This window comes from Paenibacillus sp. FSL H8-0048, from assembly GCF_038002825.1.
Taxonomy (GTDB): Bacteria; Bacillota; Bacilli; order Paenibacillales; family Paenibacillaceae; genus Paenibacillus_AQ.
Genome location: NZ_JBBODF010000001.1, coordinates 7,108,183 through 7,125,248 on the forward strand (window position 1 = coordinate 7,108,183; position 17,066 = coordinate 7,125,248).

21 protein-coding genes are annotated in these 17,066 nt (G+C 49.8%); 13 read left to right on the forward strand and 8 right to left on the reverse strand.

All coding sequences use genetic code 11. From position 1 onward, the window contains the following. Window positions 1-84: 84 nt before the first annotated feature. The 6 genes from NSU18_RS30715 (at window position 85) to NSU18_RS30740 (ending at window position 5,460) form a co-directional block, all read left to right on the forward strand. On the forward strand, window positions 85-561 hold the full coding sequence (locus NSU18_RS30715; RefSeq protein WP_341150862.1) for a hypothetical protein: 477 nt from the start codon (window positions 85-87) through the stop codon (window positions 559-561). A gap of 26 nt (window positions 562-587) precedes the next feature. After that, window positions 588-1,037, forward strand: a complete 450-nt coding sequence (ahrC, locus tag NSU18_RS30720) for a transcriptional regulator AhrC/ArgR (protein ID WP_341018141.1) — start codon at window positions 588-590, stop codon at window positions 1,035-1,037. Between the two features lie 50 nt (window positions 1,038-1,087). Next, a complete protein-coding gene (gene recN, locus NSU18_RS30725) occupies window positions 1,088-2,815 on the forward strand; it encodes a DNA repair protein RecN (protein WP_341018142.1) in 1,728 nt (575 codons plus the stop codon). 138 nt (window positions 2,816-2,953) lie between these two features. Beyond that, window positions 2,954-4,063 (forward strand): SpoIVB peptidase, encoded by a 1,110-nt coding sequence (gene spoIVB, locus NSU18_RS30730; RefSeq protein WP_341018143.1) that lies wholly within the window; start codon window positions 2,954-2,956, stop codon window positions 4,061-4,063. 197 nt (window positions 4,064-4,260) lie between these two features. Continuing rightward, entirely contained in the window at window positions 4,261-5,079 is an 819-nt protein-coding gene (spo0A, locus tag NSU18_RS30735) for a sporulation transcription factor Spo0A (protein WP_036731960.1), read from the forward strand. Window positions 5,080-5,124: 45 nt separating this feature from the next. Further along, a complete protein-coding gene (locus NSU18_RS30740) occupies window positions 5,125-5,460 on the forward strand; it encodes a hypothetical protein (protein WP_341150863.1) in 336 nt (111 codons plus the stop codon). 1,339 nt (window positions 5,461-6,799) lie between these two features. Here the strand turns inward: NSU18_RS30740 and NSU18_RS30745 are convergent. Continuing rightward, the gene (locus NSU18_RS30745; RefSeq protein ID WP_341018145.1) at window positions 6,800-7,171 is read right to left on the reverse strand and encodes a hypothetical protein; all 372 of its coding nucleotides are present in this window, start codon (window positions 7,169-7,171) and stop codon (window positions 6,800-6,802) included. 239 nt (window positions 7,172-7,410) lie between these two features. Here NSU18_RS30745 and NSU18_RS30750 point away from each other — a divergent pair, with 239 nt between their 5' ends. Together NSU18_RS30750 and NSU18_RS30755 are read left to right on the forward strand one after the other, a co-directional pair. Then, a complete protein-coding gene (locus tag NSU18_RS30750; protein WP_341150864.1) occupies window positions 7,411-8,070 on the forward strand; it encodes a helix-turn-helix domain-containing protein in 660 nt (219 codons plus the stop codon). Window positions 8,071-8,189: 119 nt separating this feature from the next. Further along, a complete protein-coding gene (locus tag NSU18_RS30755; RefSeq protein WP_341018148.1) occupies window positions 8,190-8,498 on the forward strand; it encodes a hypothetical protein in 309 nt (102 codons plus the stop codon). A 100-nt stretch (window positions 8,499-8,598) separates the two neighbouring features. Here the strand turns inward: NSU18_RS30755 and NSU18_RS30760 are convergent, their stop codons facing one another. The 5 genes from NSU18_RS30760 to NSU18_RS30775 all read right to left on the reverse strand — a co-directional run bounded on the left by NSU18_RS30760 (window position 8,599) and on the right by NSU18_RS30775 (window position 10,660). Further along, window positions 8,599-8,772 carry a sporulation histidine kinase inhibitor Sda gene (locus NSU18_RS30760; protein ID WP_341018149.1) on the reverse strand — a complete coding sequence of 58 codons (174 nt, stop codon included), beginning with the start codon at window positions 8,770-8,772 and terminating at the stop codon, window positions 8,599-8,601. Window positions 8,773-9,013: 241 nt separating this feature from the next. Next, window positions 9,014-9,349: a LytTR family DNA-binding domain-containing protein gene (locus NSU18_RS30765; RefSeq protein ID WP_341018150.1), complete on the reverse strand. Its 336-nt coding sequence runs from the start codon at window positions 9,347-9,349 to the stop codon at window positions 9,014-9,016. Between the two features lie 21 nt (window positions 9,350-9,370). Further along, complete coding sequence (locus NSU18_RS30770; protein ID WP_341018152.1) at window positions 9,371-9,490, reverse strand: cyclic lactone autoinducer peptide; 120 nt, start codon at window positions 9,488-9,490, stop codon at window positions 9,371-9,373. Then, entirely contained in the window at window positions 9,487-10,068 is a 582-nt protein-coding gene (locus NSU18_RS32470) for an accessory gene regulator ArgB-like protein (RefSeq protein WP_445321832.1), read from the reverse strand. Before NSU18_RS32470 ends, NSU18_RS30770 begins: the two co-directional genes overlap by 4 nt. Continuing rightward, window positions 9,992-10,660, reverse strand: coding sequence for a hypothetical protein (locus tag NSU18_RS30775; protein ID WP_341150865.1), 669 nt, complete (start codon window positions 10,658-10,660; stop codon window positions 9,992-9,994). Before NSU18_RS30775 ends, NSU18_RS32470 begins: the two co-directional genes overlap by 77 nt. Window positions 10,661-10,797: 137 nt before the next feature. Here NSU18_RS30775 and NSU18_RS30780 point away from each other — a divergent pair, with 137 nt between their 5' ends. Both NSU18_RS30780 and NSU18_RS30785 read left to right on the forward strand, forming a co-directional pair. Continuing rightward, the gene (locus NSU18_RS30780; RefSeq protein ID WP_341150866.1) at window positions 10,798-11,316 is read left to right on the forward strand and encodes a DinB family protein; all 519 of its coding nucleotides are present in this window, start codon (window positions 10,798-10,800) and stop codon (window positions 11,314-11,316) included. A 15-nt stretch (window positions 11,317-11,331) separates the two neighbouring features. Further along, a complete protein-coding gene (locus NSU18_RS30785; RefSeq protein WP_341150867.1) occupies window positions 11,332-11,586 on the forward strand; it encodes a hypothetical protein in 255 nt (84 codons plus the stop codon). Between the two features lie 73 nt (window positions 11,587-11,659). Here the strand turns inward: NSU18_RS30785 and NSU18_RS30790 are convergent, their stop codons facing one another. Next, window positions 11,660-12,229: a thymidine kinase gene (locus NSU18_RS30790; RefSeq protein WP_341151122.1), complete on the reverse strand. Its 570-nt coding sequence runs from the start codon at window positions 12,227-12,229 to the stop codon at window positions 11,660-11,662. A gap of 182 nt (window positions 12,230-12,411) precedes the next feature. Between NSU18_RS30790 and NSU18_RS30795 the strand changes: the two genes are divergently transcribed. Genes NSU18_RS30795 through NSU18_RS30805 form a run of 3 tightly spaced genes read left to right on the forward strand, consistent with a single transcriptional unit; the run spans window position 12,412 to window position 16,210 of the window. Then, the gene (locus NSU18_RS30795; protein WP_341150868.1) at window positions 12,412-12,621 is read left to right on the forward strand and encodes a hypothetical protein; all 210 of its coding nucleotides are present in this window, start codon (window positions 12,412-12,414) and stop codon (window positions 12,619-12,621) included. A gap of 18 nt (window positions 12,622-12,639) precedes the next feature. Continuing rightward, window positions 12,640-14,382 carry an ABC transporter ATP-binding protein gene (locus NSU18_RS30800; RefSeq protein WP_341150869.1) on the forward strand — a complete coding sequence of 581 codons (1,743 nt, stop codon included), beginning with the start codon at window positions 12,640-12,642 and terminating at the stop codon, window positions 14,380-14,382. Next, on the forward strand, window positions 14,363-16,210 hold the full coding sequence (locus NSU18_RS30805) for an ABC transporter ATP-binding protein (protein ID WP_341150870.1): 1,848 nt from the start codon (window positions 14,363-14,365) through the stop codon (window positions 16,208-16,210). Before NSU18_RS30800 ends, NSU18_RS30805 begins: the two co-directional genes overlap by 20 nt. A gap of 491 nt (window positions 16,211-16,701) precedes the next feature. On the opposite strand, the gene NSU18_RS30810 is transcribed toward NSU18_RS30805, so the two are convergent. Next, window positions 16,702-17,007 carry a DUF2627 domain-containing protein gene (locus tag NSU18_RS30810; RefSeq protein ID WP_341018166.1) on the reverse strand — a complete coding sequence of 102 codons (306 nt, stop codon included), beginning with the start codon at window positions 17,005-17,007 and terminating at the stop codon, window positions 16,702-16,704. Window positions 17,008-17,066: the final 59 nt, after the last annotated feature.

The following is a 17,066-nucleotide window of genomic DNA, read 5'->3' on the forward strand; positions in this document are numbered from 1 at the left end:
GTCTTCCAGAACCGAAATTAGCGGCAGATTGTCAGCCGGAAGCAGGATTTCAGCCGCCCGCACGCGAATAGATTCACCGAGGTGATGGGAGTGGCGAGCTCGGACAAGGCTGTGGTGGCACTTATAGGACTGGCGGCGGCAATCTTTATCCTTTATAGAATCTATATCTGGCTGCAGGGGTCTCCTGGTTCCTTCATGAAGGACCGGGTGCCGATCAACAAGGTCATTCAGTCCCACCCGTCCATCGGTCTGCTGGAGGATGCGGGGTATGAGGTCATCGGCGGGAAGCTGAAGATTCCGCTGTCTTTTCAGGTAAATGGGGCACCGATTTTCAGCAGGCTGTTCATTGATTATGTAGCCACCAAGAATGAGGAGCATTATTATCTGGTCATCCTCTCCCGCCCCCGCAAGGAGCTTGAATTCACCGGCAGCGGACTACGGGACTACATCCTCCCCTATCTGCTGATCTACCCGGATTGCAGCGGGGTACTCTATGTGGATACGGTGAATTCCAATATTCATGTAATTAATTTCGGCAAGGACGACGGAGAATCCAGTTAAGCACTATATAAATACGGGAGGCAACAATGAAGGGACACAGGCATATCAAGATTAGAGAAATTATCTCGCAAAAGGAAATTGAAACCCAGGATGATCTGGTCGAGGCGCTACGGGAAGCAGGCTTTCAAGTAACACAGGCTACCGTATCCCGCGATATTAAGGAACTGTTGCTAATCAAGGTACCAATGGATGACGGGCGTTACAAGTATTCCCTGCCTACCGACCAGCGTTACAACCCTACTCAGAAGCTGAAGCGGGTGCTGGTGGACAACTTTGTACAAATCGACTTTTCCGCGAATCTGGTGGTCATGAAATGTCTGCCGGGAACGGCCAATTCCGTGGCTGCGCTAATCGACAATATCGACTGGCCGCAAATTATGGGTACAATCTCCGGAGACGACACCATCCTGATTATCTGCCGCCAGCCGGAGGACAGCAAGGACGTCATTTCACAAATTATGGGCTATATTTCGTAGTTCTGCTTATAGGCTTGGCAGGCAATCATCATGTCGGAGGTGCTGTATTCGTGTTAGAGACATTGTCTATACGCAATCTGGCCGTGGTTGAGGCGGTGGATGTGCATTTTTATCCGGGTTTTCATGTCCTTACAGGGGAGACCGGTGCCGGGAAATCAATTATTATCGATGCGCTCGCACTCATTGCCGGGGGACGCGGTTCCGCTGACTCCATCCGGTATGGGTGTGAGAAGGCCGAAATGGAAGCGCTTTTCAGTCTGCCGGGAAGTCATCCGGTCTGGGATACGCTGGAACGGCTGGGCATCGGTGCAGAGCGTGAGGAGCATCTGGTGATCCGCCGGGAGATTACCTCCCAGGGCAAGAGTACCTCGCGCGTGAACGGCCAGATGGTCAATCTGAGCATGCTGCGCGAAATCGGGGAGCAGTTAGTCAATATTCATGGGCAGCATGAGCATCAGAATTTGTTGAAGGCTGAACGTCACTTAGGGTTGCTGGATACCTATGGGGAAGCGGTGATTGGACCGCTCAAAGCAGATTATCAGGAGAAATATACGGCTTTTGCCAAAGTGGAAAAAGAACTCCGGGAACTTCAGGAGTCCAGCCAAAAGGCGTATCAGATGCTGGATTTGTACCGTTTTCAGCTGGAGGAAATTTCTGCTGCGGGACTAAAACCGGGAGAAGATGAATTACTTGCCGAAGAACGGGTAAAACTATCCCACAGTGAGAAAATGATGGATTCAGTATCCGGCGCATACGAGCTGCTGTATGACAGGCAAGGGCTGGAGTCCATTGGCAATGTAATCTCCAGGCTTGAAGATGCGGTGCGGTATGACGAGAAGGGTCTGCGGGCAGTCTACGAGCAATTGCAGTCGGCTTATTACCAGCTGGAGGATGCGGCATTTCAGCTGCGCGACTACCGTGAAGAGATCGAGTTCAATCCGGCGCGGCTGGAGGATATTGAGAACCGGCTGGATCTGATCACCGGACTGCAGCGCAAATACGGGGATAGCGTGGAGCAGATTCTGGAGTATTATCAGCAGATTGAGCGGGAGACGGATCTTCTGGAGAATAAGGACGAATATATCGAGAAGTTAACGGCCAAACGCGATGGCCTGCTTCACATCTTAATGGAGTCAGCCGAAGCGCTGAGCAGAGCGCGGCGGCAGTGTGCGACGGAGCTTGCTTCACAGGTCGAGGGAGAGCTGAAGGATCTGCAGATGGAGCGGACCTCCCTCCAGGTGAAAATGGAAACGCTCGAAGATCCGCGCGGCATGGAGTATCAGGGACGGCGGTACCGTCTGACCCGGCAGGGGATCGACAGCGCTGAATTCATGATCTCCCCGAATCCCGGCGAGCCGCTGCGTCCGCTGGGCAAGATTGCCTCAGGCGGAGAGCTGTCGCGGATCATGCTGGCGATGAAGAGTATTTTTGCGCGGCATGATGCGATTCCTGTCCTTATCTTCGATGAGGTGGATACCGGGGTCAGCGGGCGGGCGGCCCAGTCTATTGCGGACAAGCTGTATAAGCTGTCGTCCACTTGCCAGGTGTTCTCCATTACCCACCTGCCGCAGGTGGCCTGTATGGCGGATCATCAGTACCTGATTGCCAAAAAAGTCGAAGACGGACGCACGATGACCGAGGTGGACTCCCTCTCGGCCGAAGGCCGCGTAATGGAGCTGGCCCGGATGCTGGGCGGTGTGGAAATTACCGAAAAAACATTGCATCACGCACAGGAGATGCTGGGTCTGGCCGAGGCCAGCAAGGCAGCTGCAAGCTAAGCGGGACAATGATTGACAGTAATAAAAGCCTGGGGGCAAGGTTATCTTATAGGTACGCAATTGGCGACCACCTTTTTCGTCAAGCGAAAGAAGCAAAAGGGAGTGTGACAGCCATTGAAGCCTAACCTCAGGAAGTTAATGCCCGGCCTTTTATTTGCCTTCTTTCTCAGTTTATCAGGCATAACGGGACCCTCACAGATCCACGCAGCACCGCTTGAACATCAGCCGCTTAGGGCGGTACAGGGAACCGGGAATGAACTTAAGGTCATCCCCGGAGGTCAGACAATTGGCGTGAAGGTGAAGTCGGCAGGCGTGCTGGTTGTTGGCCATCATCTGGTTGAAGTATCGGGGCAGTCCAGGATTTCACCCGGCGAGAACAGCGGCATCCTGCCCGGCGATCTGATGATCTCCATCAACGGGGTGAAGCTGGACGAGGTATCGAAGGTAGCAAGGCTGGTCGAGCAGGCCGGCAAAAGCAATGATTCCTTAAGCATTGTCTACAAACGCGGCGGTAAAGAGCATACAGCTCAGCTGAAGCCCGCGTATGACCGCACAGACAAGGTGTGGCGGCTTGGGCTCTACATCCGTGATTCCGCAGCCGGTGTAGGGACCCTCACTTTCTATGCCCCGAAGCAGGGTGTGTACGGGGCCCTAGGACATGTCATTACTGACATGAACACAGGTACGCCGATTGTGGTCGGCAGCGGCCATATCGTGCAGTCCAGCGTCACTTCGATCTCCAAGAGCCAGGATGGTGATCCTGGTGAGAAACGGGCCCATTTTTTGAAGGAAAGCCAGGTTCTCGGGAATGTGGAGAGCAACACGGATTTCGGAATATTCGGTAAAATGACCCGTAATCCCGAGCACAGCCTGTATCAGGAGCCGATTCCGGTAGCCATGAGTTCGGAAGTGAAGGAAGGTCCCGCACAGATTCTAACTGTCGTCGACGGTCAGCAGGTCGAACGCTTCAACGTGGAGATCATCCATGTGGCCCGTCAGCAGACCCCTGCTACTAAGGGCATGGTACTGCGCATCACCGACCCCCGTCTGCTCGATAAGACCGGAGGGATTGTCCAGGGCATGAGCGGCAGCCCGATTGTTCAGAACGGCCGTCTAATCGGAGCAGTGACCCATGTGTTCGTCAATGATCCCAAGTCAGGGTATGGCTGCTTCATTGAGTGGATGCTTAGGGACTCCGGTGTGGTTCAACAGGATCAGGAGCTTCAATACAATCTTAAGGCGGTTTAGCCTTAAGATTTTTTTGTCGAAGGGCAGCAGGTTTACTCGAAACGTGAAACAAAATATTTAATTATAAATCAACACCGAAAAAAAATAAAGAAAAATAATTTTCGACAGAAGGATATTCAAACCAGATGTCGAAAGTTATAGGGAGAGAAGATGATTATTATTTTCTGAATAGCAGATATATAAGGAGGAAGCAGCCAGTGCAGAATATTGAAGTGTTGTTGGCCGATGATAACAGGGAGTTCACGAACTTGCTCGCCGAGTACATTACTGAACAAGAAGATATGACCGTGACAGGCATTGCCTATAATGGGGAAGAGGTACTGCAGATGCTCAGCGGAGCACGCAAGATCCCCGATGTCCTTATTCTTGATATCATTATGCCGCATCTGGACGGCCTCGGCGTGCTTGAACGCCTGCGTGATATGGATCTGAACCCTCAGCCAAAGATCATAATGCTGACCGCTTTTGGCCAGGAGAATATTACGCAGAGAGCGGTTCAGCTTGGCGCCTCATATTATATTCTGAAACCGTTTGACATGGAGGTTCTTGCGAACCGTGTACGCCAGCTGGTCGGCACGCAGGGCAGCATGAGCACCTCCGGAAGCATGTCCGGCTATTCTTCTTCCAGATCTTCCAGTAATGTGGTTCCGCTGTCTAAGGGCAAGAACCTGGATGCGAATATTACCTCAATCATTCATGAAATTGGCGTCCCTGCGCATATCAAAGGCTACCAGTACCTGCGTGAAGCCATCACCATGGTCTATAACAACATTGAGATTCTGGGTGCCATCACCAAAACGCTGTATCCGGCTATAGCCGAGAAGTTCAAGACCACGCCTTCCCGCGTAGAACGCGCCATCCGCCATGCGATTGAAGTCGCCTGGACCCGTGGCAATATCGACAGCATCTCCCACCTGTTCGGCTATACGATTAATATCTCCAAATCCAAGCCAACGAATTCGGAGTTTATTGCCATGGTCGCTGACAAGCTGCGCATTGAGCATAAGGTGTCTTGAAAGGGTTAGGGGCAGGAATAGCATAATAATAAATACCACTGGCTAATGGAAATCGTATTCCTGATAGCAAGTGGTATTTTGTTTCACCGGACACAGGTCGGATGTACACGAAAAGCCGAACACAATGGGAATGTAATCGAAAAACCGATTATATTGAGCGCGGCAGAGGCGCATGGTCCAAATGTAATCGAAAAACCGATTACATTTCGCGCGTCAGAGGCACGTGGCCCAAATGTAATCGAAAAACCGATCACATTTCGCGCGGCAGAGGCATGTGGCCTAAATGTAATCGAAAAACCGATCATATTTCGCGCGCCAGAGGCATGTGGCCTAAATGTAATCGAAAAACCGATTATATTCGGTGCTGCTGCGATGATGTAGGGGCCTAACTATTGCTCTACAGCCCGTAAGATTATAGGGAAATCCTGCAAGAAGTGCAACAATGCTGCCCGATAGAGGCGGCCGATGCTGAAATCCTGCAGGAAATGCAACAAAGCCACCGCTAACTTGCACTAAAATGCCAGAATTCCTGCAAATGATGCAACAATGTACCGTAGCCAGTAACATTTTATAGAGGAATCCTGCAACAAATGCAACAATGTGGCTCCATACAGTGGTCGGTGAGAAAAACTCTCAGAAATGGCTATCTAGGATGATCCTGAGACAGTCCCGATTGAGTAGCAGACTCGTCTGGCGGTCATGGTCATGACTTGCGTGTGAGTCTGTAAACGCCAGTAACAAGCGCATACAAGGCAACGAATGCAATAAAGATACTTAGCCAATTATTAGACTGTACGACAAATATGAGTGGAACGAAGATGATGAATATTGACAATCGCAAGGCACCTTCACGTTTAGATTTAGACATTAAATGTCCTCCTCCGTTCTAAAATGATTGTAGTAATGGATAGACGTATTGGTGTTGACTATAAGCAATGAATTGATTACAATGTAAGGGAAAAAGGGGAACGGTGTTGTGTCCGTTCCGTGCATAGTCATGAGGTTGAGGAACCTTGGATGCTTTAGCGCTTATAACCTTTGCGAGAGGTTTTAGCGCTTTTCTTTTTGCTCTTCTTTTTCTTAGAATTTTTAATGTGATTTACAAGTTCAATGATGTCTTTAATAAAAAGTCTAAGTCCTCCCTTACATCTATAATCATACTTTAAACAGTATCAGCTGGAAAGTATTATATATAAAAGATAGTGAAGCTGCGTCAAGTGAATAAATAACAAATCAAGTCACTCCTTCATTGAGTGGCCTTTTTTGTTTATAATGAAGGGATAAGCAAAGGAGGTGGGAGAAATCATAGCGCAGATTTTTTTAGGGATCTGGATGCTCACGCAAGCGGCTTGTCACTTTTTTGGACTTGATATGTTCCTTCGGCAATCTGTTAGGAATAGTTTGAGTAAGGAGAAGCGGGCCTCTTTTCAAAGAGGGATGGTCCTGCCCTATCTCATATTAGGGATGACTTTTATTGGAATGGGAATTATTGAGCGTAAGGCGGTCCTGTCCATGCCGCTTTTCCTGGGACTCTATATTATATTGTGTGCGGCGTCCTTGGCCGGGGTATTATGGAATAACAAAAAATACCTGGGTCATTATATGTGGTAAATGTATAGCAGCTAGTTATCGGATTGGCTGCTACTGTTATATAAAAGAAACCGGCCAAGCCATTGCTTGGTCGGTTTTGTTATAAATATATGCCTATATTTCATATACCTTAATTAACGGACTGGTTGCCCAGACTGCTCAGATAAGCATCGGCTTCTTGATATGTAGGATAATGCACGGCAAATTTGCCGAACAGCCGTTTCATTTGCATTTTCCAGACCGGAGAGTCCGCAACGTATACCCAGCCGCCTACCCCTGCTTCTATCGCGCGGTCACCAGTGGGAGCGAGCATTGCGGCTACTTCTGGGGATAGAACGGTTGGGGAGCCCGTCACATCGGTTACTCCGGTAAAGCCCGGCTTCAGCTGCTTCAGAGCGTTCTCGAAATCTGCTATGTAGGCGGGCACGTCACTCTCAGTCAGGCCGTAGGCTTTGACGATCACCTGGTTTTTTGCAATATTGACTTCCATTGTGTAAGACATGAACATTCCTCCAGTTGTGGGATTAAGTTTACATTAGAGTATATCGGATAAAATCGGGATGTTTTTGAGAGAATAAGGAAATCGGATCGCGTGAGCTTGCATTTATGGGAATTAAGTCCATATATATTAAATGGATGTGTTGATTTTTACGGTTCAGAAACAAAGATTTTACACAAACAATTGTTATTATGAAACACAAATTGTTGTCTTGTGTTATGATATAGGTAGAGGTGGCTCTTATGAACGATTTCGATAATTACCCCGATGAGCTGGGGAATTTCATCCGGCACTTCAGGAAGGCCCGGGGGTTAACCCTCAGGGGGCTGGAAGAGAAGAGCGGCATCAGCTATTCACAGCTCAGCAAGATTGAACGGGGAGAGAGTATCCCGCTTAAGGATAACCTGGACAAGATCATTGAAGCACTCGGAGGCGATCTCAAGAACCGGATGTATCATTTGGCCGACTATATGCCTGATATTGAGTACATCAAGACGCTGAAGCAGGGCTACAAGCTGCCTAAGCATAATCAGTCCCAAGATTATATTTACGAGACGGCGTTCAACAAGCTGAAGGAATTCCGGGCGAAGGAAGACAAAGAAACGTCATATGTTTCCTTTGATTCTGACGAGGTCATCGTTTATGAGACGGAATATGGGACAGGAATGGTTATAGAGAAGATCGAGAAGTACAACCTGACCGATGTGCTGAACGATATATTCGAGGGAAGTCTGGACAGTCTCCGCAGGCAGCCGCGCCAGGGGCGTCAGGCCTACTTATTCGGAGAATGGCTGCGTGAAGGCATCTATGAGCTGAAGGAAGAGGAACAGGACCAGGTTATCCAGGCCTTGAAGGAATTCACCCAGTTCAAAGTGCAACAGATCAAGGGCGTGTACAAGTAACGAAGGGCCCGGCTTAGCTTGCTTCCAAAATGAATAATGTTGCCCTTTCTTGCAGCCATCTATTCATCTTGATCCATAAACAAACTACAAATGGTTAGACAGAAAAGGGGATAAGAAACATGAGAATCAATATGAAGTTCACCAGCAAAGGGAAAGCGGCTATCGAGAATTTCAACAACGAAGAGCTGTTGGAGATTTTTGCAAGATACATCAAGACACTGACCAAAAAATACGATATCGAAGTAGATGTGCCGCTTGAAGTGAACCAGAATATCGTTGCCGATGGAACCGTCATTGCTGTGGCCCAGAACGTCAAATGTGATGCCGAGACTTTCTTCAAGGAGCTGGGACGCGATATCAAGGTTCCCCTTAAGAAGCGGCTCGGCGGTAAGCTGGAGAACGTGTTCAAGACCGAAATTATCGAGTAGACAAAAGTTTGTTTACACACCAAAAACCATCCCCGCATCATGTGGAGGATGGTTTTTTGGCGTCTCTGCCAGGTATATCTTATGGATGGAGCATCGCACTCTAATGATGTTGGGCACCTGAGAGGTTCCTTGTGATGAGAACATTCCTGATAATCTGAATAAAATCCGGTGAAGCCTTGGCTTCCAGCGCCAAATCGTAGATGTTTATTAATTGTTCGTCAGACAATAGCTCAAGTGATGAGGGGCGCGGAGAAGGATGAAAGTAAGTTTCCATTGTATTCCTCCATCATGATTGAGAGTGGTGGGAAAGAAAGATAATCACGATATTAATGTTAGACTTCTAGGTAAATGGTACCATCTGGAATATAATCCGTCTGCTGGCATTCGCCCTCTGAATTTTTCTTTACATAAGTTGGATAATATGTGATAATGATTGAATTTGATTTTATTAGCCGTAGATGATTACAAAAAAAGCAGCGACCCTCTTTTTGGAGGATCGCTGCTTTCTTTACATTCTATGACGGTGATTCGTTCTTCTGCGAAGCCAGAAATCTGCGGACACGTGGTTCATTGGATTCAGATACCGTTGCAAATTGTTCCCCTTGATTGAACAGAACAATCTTCCGTTCCGGATCATAACCGTCAATATTGCCAATGTTGACTACATTGCTGCGGTCAAGACGTTCAAAGCCCATGCCTCCGTAAGCTGCATACAAATCGGAAAGAGTGGTAGGGAGAACAAATTCGCCTTCTTTCGTATGGACGAATATCGTATTCTTGTGGTTAGAGAAATACAATATCTCCTCCTCCCGGATACTGCGGGAAGAGCCGTCGTTTAGTAAGACACGCATGTACTCCCCATCCTTATGTAATTACTTGCGTAATTCTTTTGGTGCTTCCGGGCTGTGAATCATCGGCTTCATAATTGAAACAAAGAAACGGGCAGATCCGGCAAGAACGGCTGAAGCCTGTTTAGCTAGTGCTTTTTTCACTGTGTTCTCCTCCTTATCCAAGGGATGATTGTTAATGATTGGATCAGAAACGCTAATCCGATTACAGTTGAGTGCAGAAAGAAATTGGATAACACAATTGCTATAGAAACCAACTTCAATAAAGGATATATCGAAGCAGGGATTCTCGCATTCTTGTCCGGGTTCGGAGCGAAAGTAACGATTATGATCAAACTAAGTACATTTGCTATCCATAGTGTGGAATTAGACACAGTAATAAATGAGGGCAAAACAGTACTTAAAAATATTGTGACAATATTACACTTCAAGGCTGTCTTGAGATGAAAACCGCCAGAGCTGAGACGAAGTATACAAAAACATAAGAGGAATGTTATACACTCTGAAAAATGTCCAAAAGAAAAACTTATGATTGCTGTGCCAACTATAATAAGTAGTGTATTAAGAATAATGCCCAGCGAGTATTGCATAATCTCAACGGAATGGGTCTCCTCAGGATTAGCATTCTTAATGCTAACAGCAATTCTATGAGCTAATGAATTCATCTTGGGTTCGATCCTTTTTGTATGAAAGATATAGGTAAGCATACAGAAGAATAGCATTTATTACAGGTATTAAGAAGAAAAATTGAGAATATTTTTGTGTTAGAATCATCATTAGTAATACTAAGAATATGGAAGGTGCACTTAAAAAGAAAATTTTAATTTCACGATTTGCTATCGTGACTTTAACGTTTTGTTTATCAGGAACAAAATCAAAACCTTTTCTATATTTACCAATATAAAAACCGATTACACTTGTTATTAGAACAGAAATAGATTGTAGAACATAAACGCTTATTGCCGTAAATGGAGGTTTAACCGAATATAAAAATGTTGAATTTATAATAAAATAACACGTGGATTGAATGAGCATATACGATAAATAGGCCAAGCCAGTCATTACGGCAGCATAGAATACATGAATCCTGAATAAAAGCCAAAAAAAGCAGAAGGTTAACAGATATTGGATGAAGACATCAGTGAGCACCATTTGATAATCAATACGAAGGGCGTAAGATACAAACGCCATAATCGTGCCAGCGAACACTATTTCCACAGGAAAAACATCAATCTTAAACACTTTAAAAGCCAAATAAAACATTGCAGATGTTTCTAAAATAGAAAACACCATATAAAGCACAAAATCCAGCATGCTTACACTCCCGGGAAATAGATTAACAAATCTGTAATCCTGGTGATATTATACATAATAGGCTAGGATACAACAACAGGTTTTGACACAATCCGGCAAATATTTCTTAAAAATTGGATTGGAGAGGGGTTTTTACCATGAATCAGCGTCCTGCGCAAGGAGAGTATACCGAATTTCAGTCCAGATATATTACATTGGTGCCGCCAGAAGGAGAACTGAGTGTCATTCTTAGGGAGCAGACTCATGAGGTGCTGACTTTGCTTGGCGGGCTGACAGAGGAGCAAGGGGCCTCCCGCTATGCCCCCGGGAAGTGGAGTATCAAGGAAATGCTAGGGCATCTGACGGATAATGACCGCATAATGTCTTACCGCCTGCTTTGTTTTGCGAGGGGGGAACAAGCGCCGTTGCCTGGTTATGAGGAGAATGATTATGCAGCTGCCGGGGCGTTCGACCGCTTCACCCTGCAAGAGCTGATTGCGCACTACCGGATCGTCCGGGAGTCCACCTTGGCGCTGGTAGACAGTCTGGCGGAGGATTTCTATGCCCGTACAGGGAATTTTGGCGGGACTGCCATGTCTGTGCGTGCGCAGCTCTGTCTGATCATCGGACATGAACAGCACCATCTGCGGATTCTCCGTGAACGTTATCTGAAGTAAAGGGAGGTGACACCTATGGGCGTACTTAGAGGCATCTGGCATTTCTTCGTCCCTCGTGAGCGCACATTAGTGTACACTACTTTTGATCAGGGACAATATTTGCGGGTCAAAAGCCGCCTAGCGGCAGCAGGCATCGCGCACCGTTCGCGGATTAACGGCGGGATGAGAGAGACCACACGGCGTGCTAACTTTGGCGGGAAGGCTGCGGTGCAGCATGATCTGTTCGTCCGCAAGGAGGATGAGCACAAGGCGCTTCAAGCGGTTCAATAGACTGGAGAACGAAAAAACGCATTCCGGCCGGTTCAGGGCTGGAGTGCGTTTTAATGTTGTATATAAGGGTATTTTACAATGGGGGATTCTTGTGGCATTTCCGGCAGACCGGGTAATAGGCTTCATTGCCGCCGATCTGGATCTGTTTGCCGCTGTATACCGGCTTGCCGTTCTCGACCCGCAGTGCCATGGTGGCTTTCCGTGCGCAGAACCAGCAGATGGTCTTCATTTCTTCAATCTTGTCGGCGTAGATCAGCATATATTTGCTGCCTTCGAACAGATTGTTCTGGAAATCATTTTTGAGGCCGAAGGCCATCACCGGAATGTCCAGCTCATCCACAATGCGCACCAGCTGCAGGATGCAGTCCTTGCTCAGGAACTGGCACTCGTCAATCAGCACACAGTGGGGCTTTGGCAGACTATTTTTGACGATGGTGTACATATCTGTATGCTCATCAATCGGAATGGCCTGCTTGCGCAGTCCGATCCGGGAGGAGATGTAGCCCACTTCATCCCGGTTATCAATGGAAGGTGTGAAGAGAAGCACGGATTTGCCCTGCTCTTCATAATTATGGGCCACCTTGAGAATCTCAATGGATTTGCCGCTGTTCATTGCCCCATACCTGAAAAATAACTGTGCCACGTCCATCTATCCTTTCACTGTTCAGCTAATCTGCTACACGACCCAAAAATCGACCTTACTAGAGTATCATACTCGGGGCCGGAGTAGCCAGTGCAAACATTGTTTCCGACCGGGATGTGCTATAATGAACGCAATTGTGTCTTCAGTTGGAGAATATAGTGAACAGAAGGGAAGTTAGTCAGGTGACAGAGAAATTGGAGCAATACAAGGAACGGATCCATGCGCTGCGGGAGAAGGGGGAGCTTATGCCGGGTACGGAGCATTTACTGGAAGACATGCTGGCCGAGCTCACTGAGCTGAACCGCAGCAACAAGGCACTGCGCCGGGTCATTCTGAAGTCGGGACAGGGCTCTGCCATGTCTACCCGCTTGCGGGATGCGCTCTACGAATAAGCAAATGGGGTATTTTCGATGAAGCTAATGTTGACTTTTCTAAAAAAATACCGGGTCGCCGCCATTGCCGCGCTGGTCATGATGCTGATTGAGCTGGCCGTGGAGCTGTCACAGCCGCTGCTGATCTCCAAAATCATTGATGACGGTATCCGGCAACAGGACACGGCTGTGGTCTGGCTGTGGGGCGGTGTGCTGGTGGGGAGTGCCGCTGTGGCGTTTTTGGCGGGAATACTCAGCTCCTTTTTTGCGTCGCATGTCAGTCAGGGGTTCGCGTTCGATCTGCGTGACAAGCTGTATGAAAAGGTACAGTCGTTCTCTTACAATATTTTTAGCCGCTTTCCCACTTCGTCCCTGATCACCCGCCTTACCGGCGATGTAACACAAATTCAGGATACGATATTCATGGGGCTGCGGTTCATGACCCGTATTCCGCTGGTTGTGATCGGAAGCGTGATTATGGCGCTTGTTGTACATATCAAGCTGGGGCTGCTGCTGACCGTGACGCTGCCGTTTTTGGTAATTTTCATGATCTGGCTGATGCGCAGGGCGTCCGAGCTGTTCCGCAATGTGCAGAGCCGGCTTGACGGCGTGAATGGTGTGATTCAGGAGAATCTGACCGGAATCCGGCTGATTCGTGTCTTTGTACGGATGGGCCATGAGATCGGGCGGTTCGCAACGTTCAGCGGAGAGCTGATGAGATCGACGGTTGCGGCGCTGCGGCTTACTGAGACCTCAACGCCGTTCATTATGATTATTGTCAATGCCGGGATTCTGGCTGTGCTTTGGTTTGGGCGGATAGAGATCTCTACAGGGGATGCGACACTGGGGCAGACGGTTGCTGTCATTAACTACTCGCTGAGGACGATGGGAGCGCTGTCAGCGTTATCCTGGATCATGGTCAGCTTCTCCCGTGCACGGGCGTCTTCGGGACGGGTTGCTGAAGTTATGGCGGCAAGCGAAGGTCCGGGCGAGCTGGGCATGACTTCTGGAGAAGGACTAGTGTCTGCGGTTCAGGGCATGGTGGAATTTCAGCAGGTCAGCTTCAGCTATCCCGGCAGTGACATTAAGGTGCTGGAGGACATCTCCTTCACGGTGCAGCCGGGAGAACGTGTGGCGATTATGGGCGCGACCGGCTCAGGCAAATCCTCTCTGGTAACGCTAATTCCCCGGCTGTATGAATGCGGCAGCGGGAGCATCCTGGTGGACGGACAGAAGCATACGGAGATGGATATGCAGACCTTGCGGGGCTCGATTGGCTATGTACCGCAGGAGGTGCTCCTGTTCACCGGCTCGATCCGGGAGAATATAGCCTGGGGAAATGCAGCGGCGAGTCAGGCGGAGATTGAGCAGGCAGCGGCGGCAGCGCAGATTCATGACACGGTTGCAGCGCTGCCGCAGGGCTACGATACTGCCCTCGGGCAACGCGGAGTCAATCTGTCGGGCGGGCAGAAGCAGCGTCTGAGCATTGCGCGGGCGCTGGTGCGCAGACCGGCGATTCTGATTCTCGACGACAGCACCAGTGCGCTTGATGCGGTGACGGAGGGGCTTTTGCTGGCAGAGCTGAAGAAGTTGTCCTGCACGACCTTCCTGATCACGCAGAAAATCAGCTCAACCGCTTCGGCGGATCTGATTCTGCTGCTGGACGAAGGCCGGCTGATTGCGCAGGGGACCCATTCCGAGCTTATGGATAAGTCCGCGCTGTACCGAAAAATCTATCAATCGCAGACAGGGGAGGCGCAGCATGTTCAAAGCACTCATTGAGCCGTTCCGCTATCCGAAGCTGGAGGTAGGTCATGGCGAAGCCAAGATCTTCGGGGCGATGGGCAGCCGGAAGCCGAAGGCAAAGGCCAAGAACTGGTCAGGCACATTAGGACGCATATGGACTTATCTCGCTGAACGCCGGACCAAGCTGATCTTAGTGCTGTTCATGGTTCTGCTAAGCTCAGCCCTGTCGCTCCTTGGACCCTACCTGATCAGCCGGGCAGTGGACGATTACCTGGGCGGGGAGGGCGGCAGAACGTGGGGCATCTTCCTGCTGGTGCTGGCGCTCGTCTACCTGCTGAATTCCCTGGTCTCCTGGCTGCAAAATGTCTGGATGATCGAAGTGGCCCAGGAGACGGTCTACCGGATGCGGACGGATCTGTTCTCGCACCTCCACCGCTTGCCGATCTCCTTCTTCAACCGCAGGCAGCAGGGGGAGATTATGAGCCGTCTGACCAATGATATTGAGAATATTAGCTCGACGCTGAACAGCTCGGCGATTCAGATCTTTTCCAGTATTCTGACGCTGGTGGGAACGGTGGGTGTGATGCTGTGGCTCAGCCCGTTGCTGACGCTGCTGACCTTCATTGTGGTGCCGCTGATGATGCTGGGCATGCGCTGGATTACCCGGCGGACCGGCCCGCTGTTCAAGGAGCGGCAGCGGAACATGGGGGAACTGAACGGGTTCATCGAAGAGACGTTGTCCGGGCAGCGGATTATCAAAGCCTTCTCGCAGGAGGAGCGGGTAATTACCGGCTTCAGAGAGCGTAATAGACGGATTATGCTGTCAGGGTATTGGGCGCAATCGATTTCGGGCTTTATTCCCAAGCTGATGAATGGTCTGAACAATCTGAGCTTTGCCATCGTGGCCGGAGTCGGGGGGCTGCTGGCGATCCGCGGACTGGTGACGGTGGGGATTATTATCGCTTTTGCCGAATATGCCCGCCAGTTCACCCGGCCGCTGAATGATCTGGCGAACCAGTGGAACACCCTGCTGTCGGCTATTGCCGGGGCGGAGCGTGTCTTCGAGGTACTGGATGAGGAGACGGAGGCCCGGGATGAAGGCGCGGCAGTGAAGCTTGAACATGTGGAGGGAGCTGTAAAATTCACAGATGTGGCCTTCTCCTATGAAGGTGGCGCCGATACGCTCCAGGGAATTACGTTTGAGGCGAAGCCCGGGGAGATGATTGCGCTGGTCGGACCTACCGGTGCCGGCAAAACGACGCTAATCGGCCTGCTGTCCCGCTTCTACGACCCAAGCCGTGGCAGCATTACGCTGGACGGGCGGGAGCTGTCAACGGTCACCCGTGAAAGTCTGCGTAGCCACATGGCCTTCGTCCTCCAGGACTCCTTCCTGTTCAAAGGTACGATCCGCGATAATATCCGCTACGGCCGGCTGGATGCAACCGATGAAGAGGTGGAGGAGGCCGCGAAGCTGGCCAATGCCCACGCCTTCATCATGAGACTTCAGGACGGCTACGACCGGATGCTGTCTGTGGACGGCAGCGGTATCAGCCAGGGGCAGAAGCAACTCTTGGCTATTGCCCGGGCAATTTTGGCGAATCCGTCCATGCTGGTGCTGGATGAGGCGACGAGCAGCATCGATACGGTGACCGAGATCAAGATTCAGGAGGGGCTCCAGGCGCTGATGCGCGGCCGGACCAGCTTCGTCATCGCCCACCGGCTGGGCACGATCCGCGCAGCCGACCGAATTCTGGTGCTTGAGGGCGGCCGCCTGCTGCAGCAGGGCTCGCATGAGGAGCTGCTGAAGCAGGGCGGCCTCTACCGCGAGCTGGTGCGGGGGAGTAAGGAAGAGGCTGGGGAGTGAATGAGCGCTGAGTAGAGAGAGCGGGCGTGTGCTGGAGCTTTTGCAGGAATGTTTGACGGACCGGATGAAGGATGAAAGCACGTGTGGAGTCCGATGAAGGAAGGCGGTTCATATATAGGCTGATGAGGAAGGTACGCTGGCGGTTAAAATGCGCTGTAGATGGGATTCAATTGCCATTCGAGTAAGCTGATTGTAGTTTGTGCAACAGAAAACCGGATTCGCAGCGGAAAAGCTCAGTCTGTTGTATTTGGTACATTAGATTTTGTCAGCTTGGGGCTAATAGCGGGTTTGAGCGAAATTCTGTTGTACAAAGTACAATAGCTTCTGATTTCTGCCGGATATGGCTCTATTCTGCTGTACATTGTGCAATTGCTCTATGCGTAACGTGTACAGCAGGTAACTAATATTGGGTAGGATCTGTAACCAACAAGGGGATGCCTCAGCAGCCGGTTCGTTCATGGCTTGAGGCATCCCCTGTTTCAAGTATAGGATTACGAGCGTGCTTCGGAGGACGGGGGCTGCTGCGCTTGCTGCTTCTCCCGGAAACGGGGTCCTACGTAGTTCTTCTTGCGGTCACGGGTCAGAATCCAGCCGCCGAGGAAGGTCATTCCTGCCAGGAATAAAAGCAGCCCGCCGCCGAAATGCAGCCACGCAAATTCGGGAATAGCAGTCTCATCGCCATGCATGGCGAAATAGTTGAACAGATCATCTTTCATCATCAGGAAGCCCGTCATCGCCAGGAGGCCGGGGATCACCAGAATAAGAATGGCAATGAAGCGTGAAATCAGCAGTTTCATCACAGTCGCTCCTCTTCGCAGCCGTTTGAATTCACCCATATGATAACGCTTTAACCTGC